Below are 22,322 nucleotides of genomic sequence, written 5' to 3'. Positions count from 1 at the left end.
TTGAGGTTCCCCATGCCCGTCAACCCTCCGAAATCAAACCACATCCCAGCCCACGGCCGCCCTTGCGTTGCGTGGCCTTGGCGGCGGTTGCTGTGAACGTCCGTGGGCTGGGATGTGGTTCGTTTTCTCCAGGTTGACGGGCATGGGGAACCTCAAGACTTCGGACAGGTTTTTTAAAAGCCAGCCCGTCGCCTGGTTCGCGGGCTTCGCCCTGCGGCTGCGAACCCGGCGCCCTGGGTCGGGCTTCGCCCGGGGGGATTCCGTGCCCCGGGCGAAGCCTCGTCTGTGTCAGGCCTTGGTCAGCCTGGCTGCCACCTCGCGCTTGTCGATCTTGCCGACGGCGGTTCGCGGCAGGTCGTCGACCAGTTCCAGCAGGTCGGGCAGCTTGTACTGGGCCAGGCCGCGCGCGGTGAGGAAGGCCTTCAGGTCGCGCAGGGCTGGGGCGTCGCCTTCGGGGACGATGACGGCGCAGACTCGTTCGCCGAGCATGTCGTCCGGGACCGGGATCACCGCGACCTGGCGGATGTTGGCGTGGGCCAGGAGGTGTTCTTCCAACTCCTCGGCCGAGACGTTCTCGCCGCCGCGGTTGATCACCTCCTTGACCCGGCCGGTGACGATCAGGTGGCCGGTGGGGAGCTGGCGGACCAGGTCACCGCTGCGGTAGTAGCCGTCCGGGGTGATGGCGGTTTCGTTGTGCTTGGCCGCGCGGTAGTAGCCGCGGATGGTGTACGGGCCCCGGACCAGGAGCTCGCCGGTCTCGCCGGGGGCGACGTCGTTGCCGTTGGGGTCGACCACGCGGAGCTCGTCGTCGGCGCACAGGGGGCGGCCCTGGGTGGTGCTGACCAGGTCTTCGCTGTCGTTGGCGCGGGTGTAGTTGAGCAGGCCCTCGGCCATGCCGAAGACCTGTTGCAGGGCGCAGTTGAGCTGGCCCGGGAGTTCCCTGGCGGGTTCGGGGGCGAGTTTGGCGCCGCCCACCTGGAGCAGGCGGAGGCTGGACAGGTCGCCGTCCTCCCATTCCGTGGCCTGGCCCCACAGCATGGCCAGCGGCGGCACCAGCGCGGTGACCGTGGCCCCGGACCGCTCGATCAGCGGGAAGGCGTTGTCGGGGCTGGGATCGGAGAGGAAGACCGCGGTGCCGCCGACGCCCAGGATGCCGAGCACGCCGGGGCAGGCCAGCGGGAAGTTGTGCGCCACCGGGAGGGCGACCAGGTAGACGTCGTCCTGGGTGAGCTGACAGACCTCGGCGCTGGCGCGGGCGTTGTAGGCGTAGTCGTTGTGCGTCCTGGGAATCAGCTTGGGCAGGCCGGTGGTGCCGCCGGAGACCAGCAGGACGGCCACGTCGGCGGGGTTGACCTCGGGCAGGTCGACCGGTTCCGCGTCCACTGTGGACAGTGCGGTGCCGATGTCGCCGGGGTCGCCGAGGACCAGGACGTGCCTGACCGACGGGACCCTGGCGACCACCTCGCGGGCCAGGCCGCGGTAGTCGAAGCCGCCGAAGGTCTCCGGGATGACGTAGGCGACCGCTTCGGAGAGCTCGGCCAGGTGCCCGATCTCGTGCGAGCGGTGCGCGGGCAGGGTCAGGGCCGGGACCGCGCCGAGGCGGAGCAGGGCGAAGAGCAGCACGACGAACTCGGCCACGTTGGGCAGCTGGACGACCACCCGATCGCCTTGGCCCACACCGATCTCGCGCAGGCCCGCGGCCATCCGGTCGGCGGCGGCGTCGAGCTGGGCGTAGCTGATCCGCCGTTCGCCGTCGACCAAGGCGGTCCGGTCGGCGTAGCGGGCGCTCCAGTCGCGGAGCAGCTCGCCGAGCGGGACGTCCTGCCAGTAGCCCGCTTCGCGGTAGCGCTGGGCGTACTCGGCAGGCCACGGCACAAATCCGTCCAATGTGGACTGACTCTCGATCATCTTGTCCTCATTCGCCTGCGGTGCGGGACAGTTCGGCCTCGACCTCATCGGCCGACATCTCCTGCACGGCCAGGTAGATCTCGGCCACCTGCGCCAGCCTGCCGGGGGTGCTCTCCCGCTCGGCCAGCTGGGCGGCCATGGTACCCACCGACAGCGTGGCGAACAGCAGCTTCACCGAGACGTCCGTGGTGTCCAGCGCCTCGCGCAGCCTGCTGACGATCGTGGTGGCCAGTACCGAGTCGCCGCCGCGCTGGAAGAAGTCGTCGTCGAGGCCGAACTCCGCGCCGCCGAGCACCTCGTGCCAGACGCCCGCGATGACCTTCTCCAGCGCGGTGCGCGGCGGCACGAACGGCCTGCCGGTGTCCTCCTCGGCCCACAGCTTCTGCACCGCGCGCCGGTCGATCTTGCCGTTGGCGGTCAGCGGCAGCTCCTCCAGCACCAGCACCCGCTCGGGCACCATGTGCGGCGGCAGCGACTCCCTGACCCGCTCGCGCAGCTCCTCGCCGGTGACGCCACTGGCGGCGACCGCGGCGACCAGGGCGGCACCGGGGGCGCGGGTCACCCCGGCGATGGCCCGGCCGACACCGTCCAGCGCGCCCAGCGCGGACTCGACCTCACCCAGCTCGATCCGGAACCCGCGCAGCTTCACCTGGTGGTCGCGGCGGCCGAGGAACTCCAGGGTGCCGTCCGGCCAGTAGCGGCCCAGGTCCCCGGTCCGGTACCAGTTCTGTCCATTGTGGACGACGAACCGGTCGGCGGTGCGCTCCGGGTCGCCGCGGTAGCCCAGCGCCACGCCGTCGCCGCCGATCCACAGCTCACCGGCCACCCAGTCCGGGCAGTCCCGGCCGCGCGCGTCCACCACCCGGCAGCGCACGTTGGCCAGCGGAGTGCCGTAGGGCACCGAGATCCAGTGGCCGGGCACCTCGCCGGTGACCTCGCACACGGTGGAGTGGATGGCGGTCTCGGTGGTGCCGCCGAGGCCGACGAACCTGGCCGCCGGGGCCTGGGCGCGCAGGCGGCCGGGCAGGTCGACGGTGACCCAGTCGCCGCCGAGCAGCACCAGGCGCAGGCTCTCGCCCAGGTTTCCCGCGTTGAGCAGCATGTCCAGCAGCGGTGGCACGCAGTTGACGATGGTGACCCCGCGCTCGCGCACCAGGGTGGCCCAGTCCGCGGCCTCCCTGCGCTCGCTCTCGCCGACCAGCACGATCGCGCCGCCGACGGAGAGCGGGCCGAAGATGTCGAACACGGACAGGTCGAAGTCCAGCGCGGACACCCCGAGCGTGCGGTCCGCGGGGCCGATCTCGAAGCGCGCGTTGAGGTCGTCGATGGTGTTCATCGCGGCCCGGTGCGGCACTTCCACACCCTTGGGCTCGCCGGTGGAGCCGGAGGTGAACAGCACGTAGGCGGGGACTTCCTCGTTGCCCAGCAACGGTTCCACCGGTTCCGCGCGCAGCGCCTCGGCCAGCCGGTCGGCATCGAGCACCAGCCGGACCCCGGCGCGGGCGTGGATCCGCTCCCGCCGCGCGGCCGGCTGCTCCACGCTCACCGGCACGTAGGTCGCCCCCGCGGCGAGCACGCCCAGCACGGCCACGATCTGCTCCGGCCCCTTGGGCAGGGTGACCGCGACCGCCTCGCCCGGCTCGACGCCACGGGTCAGCAGCGCCCCGGCCACCCGGCGGGCCTGCTCGGCCAGCTCGCGGTAGCTCAGCGAACCGTCAGCGCCCCACAGCACCGCGGGCGCGTCCGGCGTTTCCTTGGCCTGGTTGAAGAATCCCTCGTGCAGCCGGCGGCCGGAGCGCGGCGCGGCGGTCTCGTTGACGGCCTCCCGCACGGCCAGCTGGGACTCCGGCAGCAGCGCGGGCACCGGCTGGTTCCAGTCCGAGTCAGCGGAGCCGAGCCAGTGCACCAGCGTGCGGTAGGCCTCGAACATCGCGTCCATCAGCCCGGCGGGGAAGGCCGCGTCCCTGATGTCCCAGTTGACCAGCAGACCGCCGTTGACCTCGGTGACCTGCGCGTCCAGCAACACCTGCGGACCCTGCGAGATGATCCACACCGGCTCGCCGAAGCTGCTCTTGACCGCCTCGTCGAACAGCTCGCCCAGGTTGAGCGCGCTGGTGTAGACCACGGGGGCGAGCACCTGTTCGCCGTTGGCGCGGGAGAGGTCGCGCAGCACCTCGACGCCGGAGTAGTCGGCGTAGGCGGCGTCGGTGTGCATCCGGCCCTGCAGCCGCCGGGCGTCCTCCAGGAAGGAACGCGGCTCGGACAGGTCCACGTCCAGCAGCACCGAGCCGGTGAAGTCGCCGACCAGCTTGGCCACGTCGGCGTGCGTGTTCTCCCGGTCGAACAGCGGCAGGTTCAGCAGGAACCTGGGCTGCCCGCTCCACGCGGCGAGCACCTCGGCGAACACCGTGGCCAGCGCCATCGCCGGGGTGATCCGGTGCTGGTGCGCGCGCTCGATCAGCCGCTGCTTGTCCGCCGGCGCCAGCCACAGGTGCTTGCGCACGGTGCGCAGCGCGTCGCCGCGGTCCTGTTCGGGCACCAGCGGCAGGTCGGGCGCGGCGGGCAGCTCGGGCAGGCGGCTCTGCCACCAGCTGCGCGCCTTCTCCCACGCGTCCTGGCGCAGCGGCGCGCGCTCGGCCAGGTACTGCGGGTAGCTGTAGTCGATCGGCGCCAGCTCGGCACCCTGGTACAGCGCGGCGAGGTCGGCCAGCAGCACCCGGAAGCTGAGCGCGTCCGCGGCCACCATGTCCACGTCCACGTGCAGCCGGGTCCGCCCGCCGGGCGGCCGGGTGAGCTGGAGGGCGAAGACCTGCCCGCCCTCGATGTCCAGGATCTGGTGCGACCAGGCCTCGCGCAGCTCCGCCAGCCGCGCCTCAACCGCCGCCGCGTCGAGTTCCCGCAGGTCCTCGACGGTGAGCGAGTCAGCGCTGGGCTGGTCCTGGATGCGCTGGTGCCCGTCGTCGGTGAGCCGGGCGCGCAGCATGCCGTGCCGCTGGACCAGTGCGCGCACCGCCGGGATCAGCCGGTCGGGATCGACGTCTCCGCCGTCGAACTCCACGTACAGGTGCGCGGCCACCGCACCTAGGGCCTGCCCGTCGCCACGGCCCACCCAGTAGGCGTGCTGCATCAACGCCAGCGGGAACGGCGCGGCGCTGTCGAACCGGGCCGCCGAGGCCGCGGGCGCGGTAGGAGCAACCGCCGGGGCGAGGCGCTCGCTGAGCAGGTCGAACCACTCCCCCAGGCTCGGCCGCTCGGCCAGCTCGGCGAAGGTCACCTCGATGCCGCGCTTGCGCCACTGCCCGGCCAGCCGCATCAGCCGGATCGAGTCCAGCCCCAGCTCGATGAGGTTGTCCGCGTCCTGGAGCTCCTCCGGGGTGCGGTCCACCAGTTGTGCCACTTCGCGGCGCAGGTCATCGGCGGTCGGGCTGCTCGGCACGGGCTTGTACTCCCTTGTGATCCAGGCTGCATGGCACACTGGCCTCTTGCAAAAGGAAGGCTAACCTAAGCAAGGTTAGCCTCATAGACCCTGCTCCCCGCGCTCTCCGAGGACAACGACTGATGACGAACGAACCGGGCGCGCGGACCGACGCCGCAGCGAAGCGACGCGCATTGATGCGCCAGCTGATGGCCAAGGCCGGCATCGCCGAGGACTCGTCACCGGACCGCATCACCCCGAGGGACCGCTCCGCGCGCACCCCGCTGTCCTTCGCGCAGCAGAGCATGTGGGTGCACCAGCGGACGTTTCCGCACTCCACCACCTACAACGTGCCGCTGCTGGTCCGGCTGTCCGGCCCAGTGGACGTGCCGGCGCTGCACCGCGCGCTGCAAGCGCTGGTGGACCGGCATGAGATCTTGCGGACCCGCTACCTCGCCGAGGCCGACGGGACCGCGCACCAGGTGGTCACCGCGGACTACCGGGTCGAGCTGCCCGTGACGGATCACACGTCGCTGCCGGAGTCCGAATGGGCCGCGGCCGGGCGGGCGGCGGCCGAGCGGCTGGCCGCGGTGCCCTACGACCTCTCCGCAGAGGAGTCGATCCGGCTGGCGCTGCTCCGCTTCGCCGAGCGGGAGCTGGCGCTGATCCTGGTGGTGCACCACATCGCCTGGGACGGCGGCACCTGGGGCGTGCTCTCACACGAGCTCTCCGCGCTGTACCGGGCCGAGGTCACCGGCCAGCCCAGCGGGCTGCCGCCGGTGGAGGTGCAGTTCGCCGACTACGCGGCCTGGGAGCAGTCCCGCTGGCCGACCGAGAGCAGCAAGGCCGACCTGGCGTACTGGCGCGAGCAGCTCACCCCCGCCCCGGAACCCCTTGACCTGCCGACGGATCACCCGCGCCCGGCCAGTGGCTCCGAACGCGGCGGGCTGGTCGCGAAGTGGTTCGACCCCGCGGTGGCGCAGGGGCTGCGCACGGTCGCGGCCAGTGAGAACGTCACGCCGTTCATGATCATGGTGGCGGCCTGTTCGGTGCTGCTGCGGCGCTACACCGGGGCGACCGACATCCCGCTGGGCTCGGCGGTGATGGACCGGGGGCACGCGCAGGTCCAGCACCTGGTCGGCAACTTCGGCAACACCCTGGTGCTGCGCACCGACGTCTCCGGCGACCCGACCTTCCGCGAGCTGCTCGGCCAGGTGCGGCGCACCGCCACCGACGGGTTCGCCCACCAGGGACTGCCCTTCGACAAGCTGATCGACGACCTGCGCCCGGAACGCCGCCGCGGCCGCGGTCCGCTCTTCGACGTGATGTTGTTGTTCTTGGCCCAGCGCATCGGCGGCCTCGACCTGCCGGGCATCGAGTCGGACTGGGAGCACATCCGCAACGACGGCGCCCAGTTCGACCTGTGGCTGGAGGCGTTCCTGCGGCCGGACGGGCTGCTGGTGGAGGCCACCTACCGGCTGGACCTGTTCGAGGCGGACCGGATCAGTCGGCTGCTGGACCACCTGGAGCACCTGCTCGCCGCCGCACTGTCCACTCCGGACACTCCGATCAGCGCACTTCCCCTGCTGCCACAGGAAGACCTGCTCCACCAGCTCGCCGAGTGGAACGACACCGAGCGCGTGGTGCCGGAGACCACGGTGGTGGACCGGTTCGAGGCGCAGGTCCGGCGCACCCCGGAGGCGGTGGCGGTGCGCGGCGAGGACGGGGCCACCCTGACCTACGCCGAGCTGGACCACCGCGCCGAGCGACTGGCAGCAGCCCTGTGCGCCAAGGGAATCGGCGCGGAGTCGGTGGTGGCGCTGCTGCTGCCGCGCACCCCCGAGCTGGTGGTGGCGCTGCTCGGCGTGCTCAAGTCCGGCGCGGCCTACCTGCCGCTGGACGCCGACCACCCGGCCGACCGGCTGCACTACATGATCACCGACGCGGGCGCGGCCTGCGTGCTCACCACCGCCGCGCTGGCCGACCGGGTCCCCGGCCCTGACCAGCTGGTGCTGGACCGGCCGGGCTGGGACACGCTGGACGCGGAGCCGCACGGGCGGCTGCGGCCGGACCAGCTCGCCTACACCATCTACACCTCCGGTTCCACCGGCCGCCCCAAGGGCGTGGCCATCCCGCACTCCGCGCTGGCCAACTTTCTGTCCACAATGGACGATCTGACGCCGCTCGCCGGGTCCGACCGGCTGCTCGCGGTGACCACGATCGCCTTCGACATCGCGGCCCTGGAGATCTACCTGCCGCTGGTCTCCGGCGCCCAGGTGGTGCTGGCCACCAAGGACGCCGTGCGCGACCCTGCCCGGCTGGCCAGGCTGGCCGCCGACTCCGGGGCCACCGTCATCCAGGCCACGCCCTCGCTCTTCGGCGCGATCCTGACCCAGGAACCGGCTTTGCTGCGCGGCCTGCGGGTGCTGGTCGGCGGCGAGGCGCTGCCCCCGGCTACCGCGGACGAGCTGCGCGCGGTCGCCGCGCGGGTGACGAACGTCTATGGCCCCACCGAGGCCACCATCTGGGCCACCTCGGCCGAGGTGACCGGCACACCGGTGATCGGGCGGCCGTTCCACAACACCCAGGCCTACGTGCTGGACGAGCGGCTGCGGCCGGTGCCGCCGGGTGTCACCGGCGAGCTGTACCTGGCCGGGACCCAGCTGGCACGCGGGTACGCGGGCCGGCCTGGCCTGACCGCGGAGCGCTTCACGGCCAACCCCTACGGCCCGGCGGGCAGCCGGATGTACCGGACCGGGGACCTGGCGCGCTGGCTGGCCGACGGCAGCCTGGACTGCCTCGGCCGGGTAGACGACCAGGTCAAGATCCGCGGTTTCCGGGTGGAGCTGGGCGATATCGAGGCCGCGCTGGCCGCGCAGGCCGAGGTCGCGCAGTGCGTGGTCGTGGTGCGCCAAGGACTTCCGGTCGCTTACTTCGTGCCGGCCGCCGAGGTGGACCTGGCGGCGCTACGGGCCGGGGTGGCCGAGCGGGTGCCGGACTACATGGTGCCGGCGGCCTTCGTGGCCATGGACGAGCTGCCGGTCACGGTCAACGGCAAGCTGGACCGGCGCGCGCTGCCCGAGCCCGACCTCGGCGCGCAGGTCTCCGGCCGCGGCCCCCGGGATGAGCGGGAACGGGTGTTGTGCGGGGTGTTCGCCGAGGTGCTCGGGCTGCCGAAGATCGGCATCGACGACGACTTCTTCGCACTGGGCGGGCATTCGCTGCTGGCCACCAAGGTGATCGGCCGGGTGCGCGCCCTGCTGTCGGTGGAGCTGGACCTGCGGGCCTTGTTCGACGCGCCGACCGTGGCCGAGCTGGCCGCCCGGCTGCCCTCGGCCACGGACACCCGGCCAGCGGTGCGCGAGGTGCGGCGGCCCGAGGTGGTGCCCGCTTCGTTCCCGCAGACCGGGTTGTGGTTCGAGGAGAAGCTGCGCGGCCCGTCCACCTCCTACGGGCTGCCGCTGGGCGTGCGGGTGCGCGGGCCGGTGGACCTGGGCGCGCTGCGGGCGGCCTTCGGCGATGTGGTCACCCGGCACGAGGCGCTGCGCACCCTGCTGATCGAAGGACCGGACGGCCTTCCGGTGCAACGGATCCTCTCCCCCGCCGAGGCCGGTGAACTGCTCTCGGTGTCCATTGTGGACGATCTCGGCACGGCAGCTGAGCACACCTTCCGGCTGGACACCGAGCTGCCGGTGCGGGTGAGCCTGGCCCGGACCGGCGAGCGGGAGTGGGAGCTCGTGTTGCTGCTGCACCACTCCGCGGCGGACGAGTGGTCCTTCGGTCCGCTGCTGGCCACCCTTGGCGAGGCCTACACCGCCAGGGCCGCCGGGCAGGAGCCGAGCTGGCCTGAGCTTCCGGTGCAGTACGCGGACTTCGCGGTGTGGCAGCGGGAGATCCTCGGTGTCCGCACCGAGGCGGACTCGGTGGCCGGTCGCCAGCTCGACTACTGGGCGCGGACCCTGGCCGGCGCGCCTGCCGAGCTGTCCCTGCCCACCGACCGGCCGCGACCGGCGGAGGCCAGCCACCGCGGCGGGCTGGTCCAGTTCCAGCTGCCCCAGGAGCTGCTGGACTCGATGCGCGCGCTCGCGGCCCGGCAGGGCGCCAGCGTGTTCATGGTGCTGCACGCGGCGCTGGCCGCGCTGTTGAGCAAACTCGGCGCGGGCACGGACATCCCGCTCGGCTCGCCGATCACCGGCCGCGGCGACGCGGACTTGGAACCCCTGGTCGGCCTGTTCGCCAACACGCTGGTGCTGCGCACCGACCTCTCTGGCGACCCGAGCTTCACCGAGCTGCTGGGCCGGGTTCGCGCCACCGACCTGGACGCCTTCGCGCACGCCGACGTGCCCTTTGACTGGGTGGTGGAGCGGGTCGCGCCGGAGCGCTCGCTGTCCCGGCACCCGCTGTTCCAGGTGATGCTGATCCACCAGCGCGCCGACGACCTGGAGCTCCAACTGCCCGGCCTGACCACCCAGCCGTTCCTGCCGGACACCGGCGGGGTCAAGTTCGACCTGGACCTGTACTTCACCGAGACCGAGTCCGCCGGACTGGACGGGTTCGCCGTCTACGCCAAGGACCTGTTCGACCACGGCACCGTGCAGCGCCTGATCGACCGGCTGGAGCTGCTGCTGCGCACCGCGCTGGCCGAACCGGACCGCGCACTGTCCACAGTGGACATCATGACCGGGGCCGAGCTGGCCGCCGTGACCGCGCCCGGCATCGCCACCGAGCTGACCGCGCCCGACCCGGCCGCCCTGTTCGCCGCGCAGGTCGCGCGCACCCCGGAAGCCACCGCGGTGCTGGCGGGCGCGGAGTCGCTGAGCTACGCCGAACTGGACCGGAGGGCCGAACGGCTCGCGGACGCGCTGGCGGCCAGGGGCGCCGGACCGGAGCGGATCGTCGCGCTGGCGCTGCCGCGCACCGCGGAGCTGGTGGTGGCGCTGCTGGCGATCGTCAAGACCGGCGCCGCCTACCTGCCGGTTGACCTGGGCTACCCGCGGGACCGCATCGAGCTGATGCTGGCCGACGCGCGGCCCGCGCTGGTGGTGTGCCGGCCGGAGTTCGCCGCCGAGTTCGGGCTCACGGACACCTGCCCGCCGGAGGCCACCGGGCCGGCCCGGCCACCGGTGGAGATCCACGGTGAGCATCCGGCCTACCTGGTGTTCACCTCCGGCTCCACCGGGCGTCCCAAGGCGGTCGCAGGCACCCAGACCGCGCTGGCCAACCGCCTGGACTGGGGCCGGGAGCTGGCCGGTGGGGTGCGGATCGCGAAGAGCTCGCTGAGCTTCATCGACGGCTCCACCGAGCTGCTGGGCGGCCTGGTCGCCGGGGACACCGTGGTGCTGGCCGATGACGCCGCGGTCAGCGATCCGGCCGCGCTCGTCGAGCTGATCGACCGGCACGCGGTGGACCTGGTAACCGTGGTGCCCAGCCTGCTCTCCGCACTGCTGCGCACCGCGCCCGAGGGCACGCTGGGCTCGGTGCGCACCTGGATCTCCAGCGGTGAGGCGCTTTCCGCCGAGCTGGCCGGGCAGGTGGCCGCGCGCTGGCCGCTGGCCAGGCTGGTCAACCTCTACGGCTGCTCGGAGGCTGCGGGCGACAGCCTCGCGCAGGTCGGCAGCCCCGGCGCGGGCCCGGTGCCGATCGGCGTGCCGGTGGCCAACACCCAGGCCTACGTGCTCGACCACGCGCTCCGGCCGGTGCCGCCGGGGGTGGCCGGTGAGCTGTACCTGGCCGGGCACGGACTGGCCCGCGGTTACCTCGGCCAGCCCGGCCGGACCGCGGAACGCTTCCTGCCCAACCCCTTCGGCCCGCCCGGCTCCCGGCTGTACCGCACCGGCGACCGGGCCCGCCGCCGCGGCGAGGTGATCGAGTTCCTCGGCCGGGCGGACAGCCAGGTCAAGATCCGCGGCTTCCGGATCGAGCCCGGTGAGATCGAGGCCGCGCTGCTGGCCGAGCCGGAGGTGGACAAGGCGGTGGTGGTTGCCCGGCCCGGACCTGGCGGCGCGCTCCGGCTGATCGGCTACTTCATCGCGGCGCCGGGCACCGAGCCCGATCCGGCCGTGCTGCGCGAGCGGCTCGCGGGCAGGCTGCCGGACTACCTGGTGCCCGCGCTGCTGGTGCCGCTGGCCGAGTTCCCCAAGAACCCCAACGGAAAGCTCGACCGCGCCCGGCTGCCCGACCCCGCCCCGCAGGCCGCGGCGGCCACCGAACCGGCCACGCCGACCGAGGCCACCCTGGCCCGGCTGTTCGCCGAGCAGCTCGGCCTGGCTGCCCTGGACGTGCGCGAGAGCTTCTTCAGCCTTGGCGGTGACAGCATCAGCGCGGCGCTGCTGGTGGCCAAGGCCAAGGAGGCCGGGCTGGCGCTGTCGGTGCGCGAGGTGTTCAAACACCGCACGGTGGCCGCGCTGGCCGAGCTGTGCGCGCCCCCGGCGATCACGACCGGCCCGGTGACCCCGCCGCCGCTGCTGCACTGGCTGCGGCAGAGCGAGCTGGGCGTCAACGGCCTGCTGGTCTCCATCACCAGGGCCATCGAGGCCACCGAAGAGCAGTTGCGGGCCGCCGCGGCCACCGTGCTGGCCCGGCACGAGGCACTGCACCTGGTGGTGGACCCGAGCAACAAACGCCTGTGGCGGGCCGAGATCCAGCCCGGCGAGCCGGACCTGACCGAGGTCGACATCACCAGGGGCGCCACCCTCCGGCTCGACCTGACCCCGGACGGCGTCACGCTGACCGGGCACGGGCTGGCGGTGGACCAGCCCTCACTGGAACTGATCGCGGACGAGCTCACCGCCGTGCTGGCCGGGGAAACGCTACCCCCGCCGCCGACCACCTTCCGGGCCTGGACCGAGCATCTGGCCGCGCAGGCCAACGAGGTGGCCGCCGCACTGCCGGAGTGGACCGCCGCCCTGCACGAGACCACCGACCCGATTCCCGCCGCAGCACTGGCAGCAAGCGACGGCGGCCGGGTCAGCGAAACCGTGGCAGCCGATCCGGACACGGTGGCGGCGGCCTTCATCGAGGCGCTGCGCACCTGGTCCGGCGCGGACGGGACCCGGCTGCGGATCGACCGCGAGGCAGACCCGCGCACCGGCGCGAAGGGCGCGGCCGGTGACCTCTCCGGCACGGTCGGGCCGCTGAGCCACATCCACCCGTTCGCCTTCACCGCCGCAGCCGCCCCGCGCGCGGAGACCGAGCTGGAGCTGCGCTACTGGGCCGACCGCGGCCACGAGTTCGGCCTGCTCCGGCACGCCAGCAGGGCCGGGTCCAAGGCGTTACGCGGACACCGGGACGCCGCGGTGCTGCTGCGCGCCGGCGCGCCGGATCCGCTGTTCCCGGCCGGGCGCGTGCTCGTGGCCACCCACCAGGTCCGGGCGGATGGCGTGCTGCTCGACCTCCAGTTCTCCCCCGACCTCGACCCGGCGGCCGCCAGCGCGCTGCTCGGGCTGTGGTCGGCCGCAGTGACCGCACCAGCAGAATCGGAGCCGAAGAGTTGAGCGCATCATCCGGTCAGATCCACCTCGCCGACACCCCGGCGGCCGCCTGGCTGGACGAGGCGTTCACCGGCACCCCCGCGCCCGCCCTGCGCGTGGTCGCCGGCCCCTCAGGCAGCGGTGCGGCGGAGGTGCAGGCCGCCGTGCGCGCCGTGATCGAGGCGCACGAGGTGCTGCGGCACCGCGGCGAGCTGCGCTGGGCCGGGACCGCCGCCGAGCTCGCCGAGGCGAAGCAGCGCACCGCGGCCTCGCTCGACAGTGACGCCGCGCTGGCCGCCGCCTGGGTGGACCGGGGCGCGGAGCGGGACGGGCTGCTCGTGGTCGCCGCACATGAGTCCGATGTGGACGGTGAGGGCTGGGCGGTGCTGGTCGCTGACCTGCGCGCCGCGCTCGCCGGTGGCAAGCCGAGCACCTCCGGCACCGGGGAGCACCTGGCCGCGCTGGACACCCTGGCCCGCGACCCGGGTCTGGCCGACCGGGTGGAGCCGTGGCTGGAGCTGGCCGACCGGGTCGACGAGCTGGACCTGGCCGCGCCCTGGGTGAGCGACGGTGAGCCCAGCGGGCCGCAGCGCACGGTCGAGCGGGTGCTGCCGCTGAACGAGGTGGCGGTCACCGAGGGCCTGCGCGCGCGGGTGCTGCTCGACCTGGTCCCGCACCTGGGCGCCACCGACGGCCTGCTGGTGGACGTCAGCGAGTCCGACCGCGACCGCCCCGGTGTGCTGGGCAACCTGCGCCGGGTGTTCCCCGTCCTGTTCGGCCCGGGCGAGCTGTCCGATGTGGACGGTGCGGGCGCACGCGCGGTGGCGGTCGAGGCCGCGGCGGCCACCGAGTTCGGCGTGGCCAAGTACCTCAGCGGCAGCACCTCGGCCACCTTCGCCGACCTGGCCGAGGCCGCGATCCTCATCGAGTACGGCATCACCGACCTCGGCGACGACCCGGACCCCGGAGCTGGGGAGCCGGTGCCGGACAACGCCGCGCGTTACCTGCTGCGGATCGGCGCCTGGTTCGACCGCAACAGCGAGCGCGTGCGCGCCACGGTCTCCTGGGACCCGGCCGCGCTGCCCGAGCTCGACGCCGAGGCGCTGCTCTCCGCCTGGGGCAAGGCACTGCTGGCGCACGAGCCCGCCGCCGCGCCCGCGGTCGCGCTGCCGCCCGGCGCGGTGGAGGCGCTGCCGCTCTCGCCGTTGCAGGAGGGCCTGCTCTTCCACCTGATGCTCGACGGCGCCGAGCGGGACGTCTACGTGCAGCAGGCCGTGCTGCACCTGACCGGCACCCTGGACCCGGACCGCTTCCGCGAGGCGGTGCGGCTGTCCCTGGCCAAGTACCCCAACCTGGTCGCCGGGTTCGCCACCGCCGACGACGCCCCCGCCGTGCAGTTCATCCCCGCCGGGTTCGACACCCCGTTCGAGTACGCCGATCTGTCCACTCAGGACGATGCCGCGTTCCAGGCCTTCGTCGCCGAGCAGCGGTCCAGGCCCTTCCACGCCGACCGGCCGCCGCTGATCCGCTTCGGCCTGGCCACCGTCGGCGCGGGCGAGCACCGGCTGGTGATGACCTCCGAGCTGATCCTGCTGGACGGCTGGTCCGGCGGTCTGCTGCTGAGCACCCTGCTGGAGTTCTACACCGACCCGGCCGCCGAGGCCGCCCGGCCGGCCACCCCGTTCCGGGACTACCTGCACTGGCTCACCGCGCAGGACCACGACCAGGCCCGGGCGGCCTGGCGGCGCAACCTGGACGGCCTCACCGAGCCCACCCTGCTGGCGCCCGGCGCGGACAGCCGCGCGGTGGACCTCACCGCCGCGGACGAGATCCACCTGGAACTGCCAGCCGACCTGGCCGCCCGGCTGGCCAAGCGGATGCGCGAGTCCGGGGTCACCGCGAGCACGCTGTACGAGACCGCGTGGGCGATGCTGCTGGGCAGGCTCACCGGCCGCGACGACGTGGTCTTCGGCGCCTCGGTCTCCGGCCGCCACCCCGACGTGGCCGGTGTGGAGACCACGGTCGGCCTGCTGTTCAACACCGTGCCGGTGCGAGTCCAGCTGGGCGCGACCGACCCGCTGGAGTCGGTGCTGCGCCGGGTGCAGGAGGAGCAGGCCGAGCTCTTCGACTACCCGTACCTCGGGCTCACCGACGTGCAGGGCCTGGTCGGTATCGGCACCCTGTTCGACACCCTGTTCGTGTTCCAGAACTTCCCGCGCCCGTCCAAGGAACGCGGCTTCGGGCCGGACGGCTCGCTGCGGGTGCGCGACCACGAGGTGCTCGACGCCACGCACTACCCGGTCACCATGGTGGTCAACCCCGGCGTCACCACCGAGCTGCGGGTGATGTTCCACCGGGATGTGTTCAGCCGCACCGAGATCGAGCGCCTGGCCGAGCGCTACCTGAGCATCCTCACCGCACTGGCCGACACCCCGCAGGCCTCCTGCGCCGCGGTGGACGTGCTGGTCGGCGACGAGCTGGCGCTGCTGCGCGCGGGCTGGGACAGCACCGCCAACCCGGTGCCGGACATCACCATCGCGGACATGCTGGAGCAGCAGGCCGCACGCACGCCCGAGGCGACCGCGCTGGTCTTCGGCGAGACCACCCACACCTACGCCGAGCTGAACGAGCGGGCCAACCGGATCGCCCGCTGGCTGGTCCAGCACGGCGCGGGGCCGGAAACCGTGGTGGCCCTTGGCCTGCCCCGATCCTCGGACATGGTGGCCGCGCTGTTCGCGGTGCTCAAGACGGGTGCCGCCTACCTGCCGCTGGACCTGGACTACCCGGCCGACCGGCTGGAGTTCATGCTCACCGACACCGTGCCGCTCTACGTGCTGTCCACTGTGGACGTCGACCCGACCCTGCCGCACACCGAGATCCCGCACGTCCTGCTGGACTCCGCGGAGATCGCCGCCGAGCTGGACGCGCTGCCCGGCACGGACCTGGCCGACGCCGAGCGGCGCGGGTTCAACCGCACCGACCCGCACCGGCTGGCGCACCCGGCCTACGTCATCTACACCTCCGGCTCCACCGGCCGCCCCAAGGGCGTGGTCACCCCCTACCTCGGCCTGACCAACATGCAGTTCAACCACCGGGTGGCCATCTTCGACCCGGTGGTCGCGCAGGCCGGACGACGCCTGCGGATCGCGCACACGGTGTCCTTCTCCTTCGACATGTCCTGGGAAGAACTGCTCTGGCTGGTCGAGGGCCACGAGGTGCACGTGCTCACCGAGGACATGCGCAGGGACGCGCTGGCGCTGACCGCCTACTGCGACCGGCACCTCATCGACGTCATCAACGTCACGCCGACCTACTGCCAGCAGCTGATCGACAACGGGCTGCTGGAACAGGACCCCGGCCACCGCCCGGTGCTGGTGCTGCTCGGCGGCGAGGCCGTCTCCGAACAGGTCTGGTCCGCCCTCCGCGACACCCCGGGCGTGCTCGGCTACAACCTCTACGGCCCAACGGAATACACCATCAACACCCTCGGCGGCGGCACCGAGGACAGCGCGACCTCCACCGTGGGCAAGGCGATCTGGAACACCCGCGCCTACATCCTGGACGCCTACCTGCGCCCGGTCCCGGTGGGCGTGCCCGGTGAGCTGTACATCTCCGGCGTGGGCCTGGCCCGCGGCTACCTCAAGCGCCCCAGCCTCACCGCGGACCGCTTCATCGCCGATCCCTATGGCGCGCAAGGCGAGCGCATGTACCGCACCGGCGACCTGGTGCGCGAACGGCAGGACGGCAACCTGGACTTCCTGGGCCGCACCGACGACCAGGTCAAGATCCGCGGCTACCGGGTGGAGATCGGCGAGGTGGAGAGCGCGCTGGCCGCGCACCCCGAGGTCGCCCAGGCCGCGGTGATCGCCGCGGACACCGATCTTCCCGGCGTGAAACGACTTCTCGGCTACCTGGTGCCGGCCGAGGCCACCGACGAGGACATCCGCGCCGAGGTGGAGGCCGAGCAGATCGCCGAGTGGCGGCAGATCTACAGCGACGAGTACACCGAGATCCCGACCGCGGTCTTCGAGGAGGACTACGCGGGCTGGGACAGCAGCTACGACGGCGCGCCCATCCCGTTCACCGACATGAGCGAGTGGCGGGCCGCCACCCTGGAACGCATCCTGGAGCTCAAGCCGAAGCGGCTGCTGGAGATCGGCGTCGGCACCGGCCTGCTGCTCTCCGGCCTGGCCCAGCACACCGAGTCCTACTGGGCCTGCGACTTCGCCGCCCCGGTGATCGAGAAGCTGCGCCGGGACCTGCTGGCCGACCCGGACCTGGCCGCCAAGGTCGAGCTGAGCGTGCGGGCCGCGCACGACACCGACGGCCTGCCGGTCGGGCACTTCGACACCATCGTGATCAACTCGGTGATCCAGTACTTCCCGAACGTCGACTACCTCACCGAGGTCATCGGCAAGGCGATGGACCTGCTCGCCCCCGGCGGCGCGCTGTTCATCGGCGATGTGCGCAACCTGCGGCTGGCCCGCACCTTCCACACCGCGATCCAGCTCGGCCGCACCGGCGAGGGGACCGAGGAGGCCGCGCTGCGCAAGGCGATCGAGCGCGCGGTGCTGCTGGAGAAGGAGCTGCTGGTCGACCCGGACTACTTCACCGCCCTGTCCGACCACCTGCCCACGCTGGCCGGCGCGGACCTGCGGATCAAGCGCGGGCACATGCACAACGAGCTGTCCCGGCACCGCTACGACGTGGTGCTGCGCAAGGCAGGCGCGGACGCACTGTCCGTTGTGGACTGTCCAAAGCTGGTGTGGGACAGCGCCGTGGACCTGGTCTCCCGGCTGGCCGAGCGACCGGACTCGCTGCGGGTCACCCGCATCCCCAACGCCCGCCTCACCGCCGAGGTCGCCGCCCAGCGCGCGCTGGAGGCCGGATCGCCCATCGCGGTCGCCCAGCGCCTGCTGCGCCCGGACACCGCCGCCGGGGTGGAACCCGAGGCCCTGTGCGAACTGGCCGAGCGGACCGGCTACCGGCTGCTGCTCACCTGGTCCGACACCACCGACGGCAGCTTCGACGCGGTGTTCACCCTGGCCACCGACGAGATCCTGCTGGACGCCTACGCGCCCACCCGCACCCGCAGGGCCGCGCTGAGCGGCTACGCCAACAACCCGTCGGCGGCCCGCGACAACACCGGCCTGGTGGCCAGGGTGCGCGAGCACCTCAAGACGGTGCTACCCGACTACATGGTGCCTGCCGCGCTGGTCACCATGGAGCGGCTGCCGTTGACCACCAACGGAAAGCTGGACCGCCGCGCCCTGCCCAGCCCCGACCTGGCCGCGGGCGCCGGTGGCGGCCGCGCGCCCGACAGCCCTACCGAGGAAGCCTTGTGCGAGCTGTTCGCCCAGGTGCTCGGCGTGCCCAAGGTCGGCGTGCACGACAACTTCTTCGACCTCGGCGGCCACTCGCTGCTGGCCGCCCGGCTGATCGGCAAGGCCCGCACCGCGCTGGACGTGGAGCTGGCCATCCGGGACCTGTTCACCGCGCCCACCGTGGCCGAGCTGGCCGCCAAGGCGCTGGGCAGCGCGCCCCGCTCCGCGGTCCCGGTGCTCGCCACGGGCCAGCGGCCGGCGCGGGTCCCGCTGTCCTTCGCCCAGCAGCGACTGTGGCTGCTCGACCAGCTGGACACCGCGAGCGCCGCCTACACCGTGCCCACCGGCATCCGGCTCACCGGCGTGCTCGACCTGGACGCGCTGCGCGCCGCCTTCGGCGATGTGCTGGCCAGGCACGAGAGCCTGCGCACGGTGATCGAACTGCACGAGGGCACGCCGTACCAGCGCATCCTGCCGGTCACCGAGATCGATCCCCGGGTCACGGTAACCGCGGTCAGCGAGGCCGAGCTGGACGCCGCGGTGGCCGCGACCATCGCCGAGCCCTTCGACCTGGCCACCGGCCACCCGGTCCGGCTGGCCGTGCTCTCCCTCGGCGCCGAGGACTCGGTGCTGCTGGCCGTGTTCCACCACATCGCCTTCGACGAGTGGTCGATGCGGCCCTTCGTCGAGGACCTCACCACCGCCTACGCCGCCCGGCACGCCGGCCAGGCGCCGGAACTGGCCCCGCTGCCGGTGCAGTACGCCGACTACGCGCTCTGGCAGCGCGCCCTGCTCGGCTCGCCGGAGGACCCGAACAGCCTGCACAGCAAGCAGCTCGCGTACTGGCGGCAGGCGCTGGCCGGCATCCCGGAGGAGCTGTCCCTGCCGCTGGACCGGCCGCGCCCCGCGGTGGCCAGCTTCCAGGGCGAGACCATCGAACGGCACATCGGCCCCGAGCTGGCGGTGCGGCTGCGGCGGCTGGCCAGGAGCCGGGACGCCAGCGTGTTCATGGTGTTCCAGACCGCGGTGGCCGCGCTGCTGCACCGCTACGGCGGCGGCGTGGACATCCCGCTGGGCTGCCCGGCGGCCGGCCGGGACAACGAACAGCTCAACGACCTCATCGGGTTCTTCGTCAACACCCTGGTGATCAGGGCCGACGTCAGCGGCAACCCGAGCTTCGGCGAGCTGCTGGACCGGGTCCGCTACACCGACATCGCCGGGCTCAGCCACGCCGAGCTGCCCTTCGACCGGCTGGTCGAGGCGCTCAACCCGACCCGCACGCTCTCCCGCAACCCGCTGTTCCAGGTGATGGTCGGCTACCAGAACCAGGGCACCGGCGGCGCGAGCTTCCCCGGCCTGACCGTGGCCGACGGCCGTTTCGACCCGCCGACCGCCAAGTTCGACCTGGACTTCGTGCTACGCGACTACGGCTCGGACACCGACGGCATGGGCCTGGACGTGGAGTACGCGGCCGACCTGTTCGACCAGGCCACCGCGGCCACCCTGCTGGACCGGCTGCTCGACCTGCTCGACCGGGTCACCGCCGACCCCGAGCTGCGGATGAGCGAGCTGGACGTGCTCGGCGCGGCAGGCGCCCGCCTGGCCGCCTGGAACGACACCGGCCGTGCCTTCCCCGAGCTCACCATCGCCGACCTGCTCGAACAGCAGGCCGCGCGCACCCCGGCCGCCTCCGCCCTGGTGGCCAACCCTGGGCTGCCAGGGGAGGTCCGCTGGAGTTACGCGCAGCTCAACGAGCGCGCCAACCGGATCGCCCGCCTGCTGCGCAACCGGGGCGCCGGGCCGGAAACCGTGGTGGCCCTTGGCCTGCCGCGCTCGGCCGACATGGTGGCCGCGCTGTTCGCGGTGCTCAAGACCGGTGCCGCCTACCTGCCACTGGACCTGGACTACCCCGCCGAGCGACTGGCCTTCATGCTCGCCGACGCGCGGGCCGTGTGCCTGGTCAGCACCACCGAGGTCGCCGCCACGCTGCCCGCCACGGCCGCGCCGGCGGTGCTGCTGGACACCGCCGAGGACGAGCTGAACGCCTTGTCCGGCAACGATCTCAGCGCGGAGGAACGACCGGTCTTCAGCCTGGACCACCCGGCCTACGTCATCTACACCTCCGGCTCCACCGGCAAGCCCAAGGGCGTGGTCACCCCCTACCGCGGGCTGACCAACATGCAGTTCAACCACCGGGCCGCGATCTTCGACCCGGTGGTCGCCGAAGCCGGGCGGCGGCTGCGCATCGCGCACACCGTGTCCTTCTCCTTCGACATGTCCTGGGAAGAGCTCCTCTGGCTGGTCGAGGGCCACGAGGTGCACGTGTGCGACGAGGAGCTGCGCAGGGACGCCGAGGCGCTCACCGCCTACTGCGATGAGCACCTCATCGACGTGGTCAACGTGACCCCGACCTACTGCCAGCAGCTCATCGAAGCCGGTCTGCTCGACCAGGACCCCGGCCACCGCCCGCTGCTGGTGCTGCTCGGCGGCGAGGCGGTGTCCAACCAGGTGTGGGAAACCCTGCGGGACACCCCCGGTGTGCTGGGCTACAACCTCTACGGCCCAACGGAATACACCATCAACACCCTCGGCGGCGGCACCACCGACCGGGACCTGCCCACGGTCGGCCGCCCGATCTGGAACACCAGGGCGCACGTGCTCGACGAGTACCTGCGGCCGGTCCCGCCGGGCGTGGCCGGTGAGCTCTACATCGCCGGGGTCGGCCTGGCCCGCGGCTACCTGGACCGGGCCGCGCTCACCGCGGAACGCTTTGTGGCCAACCCCTTCGGCGCGCCGGGTGAGCGGATGTACCGCACCGGCGACCTGGTCCGCTGGTGCGCCGACGGCACGATCGACTTCCTGGGCCGCACCGACGACCAGGTCAAGATCCGCGGCTACCGGGTGGAGATCGGCGAGATCGACGCCACCCTGGCCGAGCACCCCGGTGTCCGGCAGGTCGCGGTGCTCGCCGTGGACAGCGAACTGGCCGGGGTGAAGCGGCTGGTCGCCTACCTGGTCGGCACGGCGGGCGAGACCGAGCTGCGCGAGTGGGCCGGGCAGCGGCTGCCCGCCTACATGGTGCCCTCGGCCTTCATCGCGGTGGACGCGCTGCCGCTGACCGTCAACGGCAAGCTCGACCGGGCCGCGCTGCCCGCGCCCGACTTCGGCGCGCGCGGCTCCGGCCGGGGACCGCGCACCGAGCGGGAAGCCGTGCTGTGCCAGGTGTTCGCCGAGGTGCTCGGCGTGCCCAAGGTCGGCGTGGACGACAGCTTCTTCGAGCTGGGCGGGCACTCGCTGCTGGCCATGCGGCTGGTCAGCCAGATCCGCGCGGCCGGGGTCGACGGGGTCTCCGTCGGCGCGGTGATGGCCGCCCCCACGGTGGCCGCGCTGGCCGAACGCCTCGGCGCGGCCGACGGCGCCGACCCGGCGCTGGCCGGGCTGCTCGCGCTGCGCGCCGAGGGCGGCAAGGCCCCGCTGTTCGCCATCCACCCCGGCTTCGGCCTGGCCTGGCCCTACGCCGCGCTGGTGCCGCACCTGGACGAGGACCGGCCGCTCTACGGCCTCCAGTCGCCCGTGGTGGCCGGGGAGACCGTGGACAGCTTCGACGCGCTGGCCCGCGAACACCTGCGGCGGATCCGCACCGTGCAGCCACAGGGCCCGTACCACCTGCTCGGCTGGTCCTTCGGCGGCCAGCTCGCGCACGCCGTGGCCGGACTGCTCCAGGCCGAGGGCGAACAGGTCGCGCTGCTCGCGGTGCTCGACGCCCAGCCGGCCGACCCCGCGCTGCCGCCGGACGAGCCGCTCGACGCCGGGCAGATCAGGGACCGGCTGCGGCTGAGCGCGGACGAGCCGACCACCGAGGCGCTGGTCCGGGCCTGGACGGTGCACGACCGGCTGCTGCCCGGCCAGGTCTACCCCGCCCACCGGGGCATGCTGCTGTTGTTCAGCGCCGAGGGGTCCACCGGGACCGGCGCGACGAGCTGGGCCGGGCAGGTGGCGGGGAAGATCGATGACCGGGTGCTGCCGTACCCGCACGACGAGCTGCTGTCCCCGGACGCCGTGGCGGTCTTCGGCCCGGCGCTCACCGCCGCGCTGGAGGAAGTGGAGTAGTTCCGTTACCACTAGCGGACAGTCCCGTGATCGATCGACCGCACCAGTGGATTAGGGTTGGCTAACCTAATCGGCTCACTACGAAAGAAGGACCTC

The 22,322-nt window shown here is 72.9% G+C and carries 4 protein-coding genes; 2 read left to right on the top strand and 2 right to left on the bottom strand.

Going from position 1 to position 22,322, the window contains the following annotated elements:
- Positions 1–288 precede the first annotated feature (288 nt).
- Positions 289–1,908, bottom strand: coding sequence for a (2,3-dihydroxybenzoyl)adenylate synthase (locus tag ACWDY5_RS36125; RefSeq protein ID WP_449726616.1), 1,620 nt, complete (start codon positions 1,906–1,908; stop codon positions 289–291).
- Between the two features lie 7 nt (positions 1,909–1,915).
- Positions 1,916–5,344: a non-ribosomal peptide synthetase gene (locus ACWDY5_RS36120; RefSeq protein WP_449726615.1), complete on the bottom strand. Its 3,429-nt coding sequence runs from the start codon at positions 5,342–5,344 to the stop codon at positions 1,916–1,918.
- 122 nt (positions 5,345–5,466) lie between these two features.
- Between ACWDY5_RS36120 and ACWDY5_RS36115 the strand changes: the two genes are divergently transcribed.
- Positions 5,467–12,816, top strand: a complete 7,350-nt coding sequence (locus tag ACWDY5_RS36115; RefSeq protein ID WP_449726614.1) for an amino acid adenylation domain-containing protein — start codon at positions 5,467–5,469, stop codon at positions 12,814–12,816.
- Positions 12,813–22,226 (top strand): amino acid adenylation domain-containing protein, encoded by a 9,414-nt coding sequence (locus tag ACWDY5_RS36110; RefSeq protein WP_449726613.1) that lies wholly within the window; start codon positions 12,813–12,815, stop codon positions 22,224–22,226. The genes ACWDY5_RS36115 and ACWDY5_RS36110 overlap by 4 nt, the downstream gene beginning before the upstream one ends.
- Positions 22,227–22,322 lie beyond the last annotated feature (96 nt).

Source organism: Crossiella sp. NPDC003009, assembly GCF_053591555.1.
Note: the sequence above shows the minus strand (reverse complement) of the source record. Positions and strands in the feature narration are given on the sequence as shown.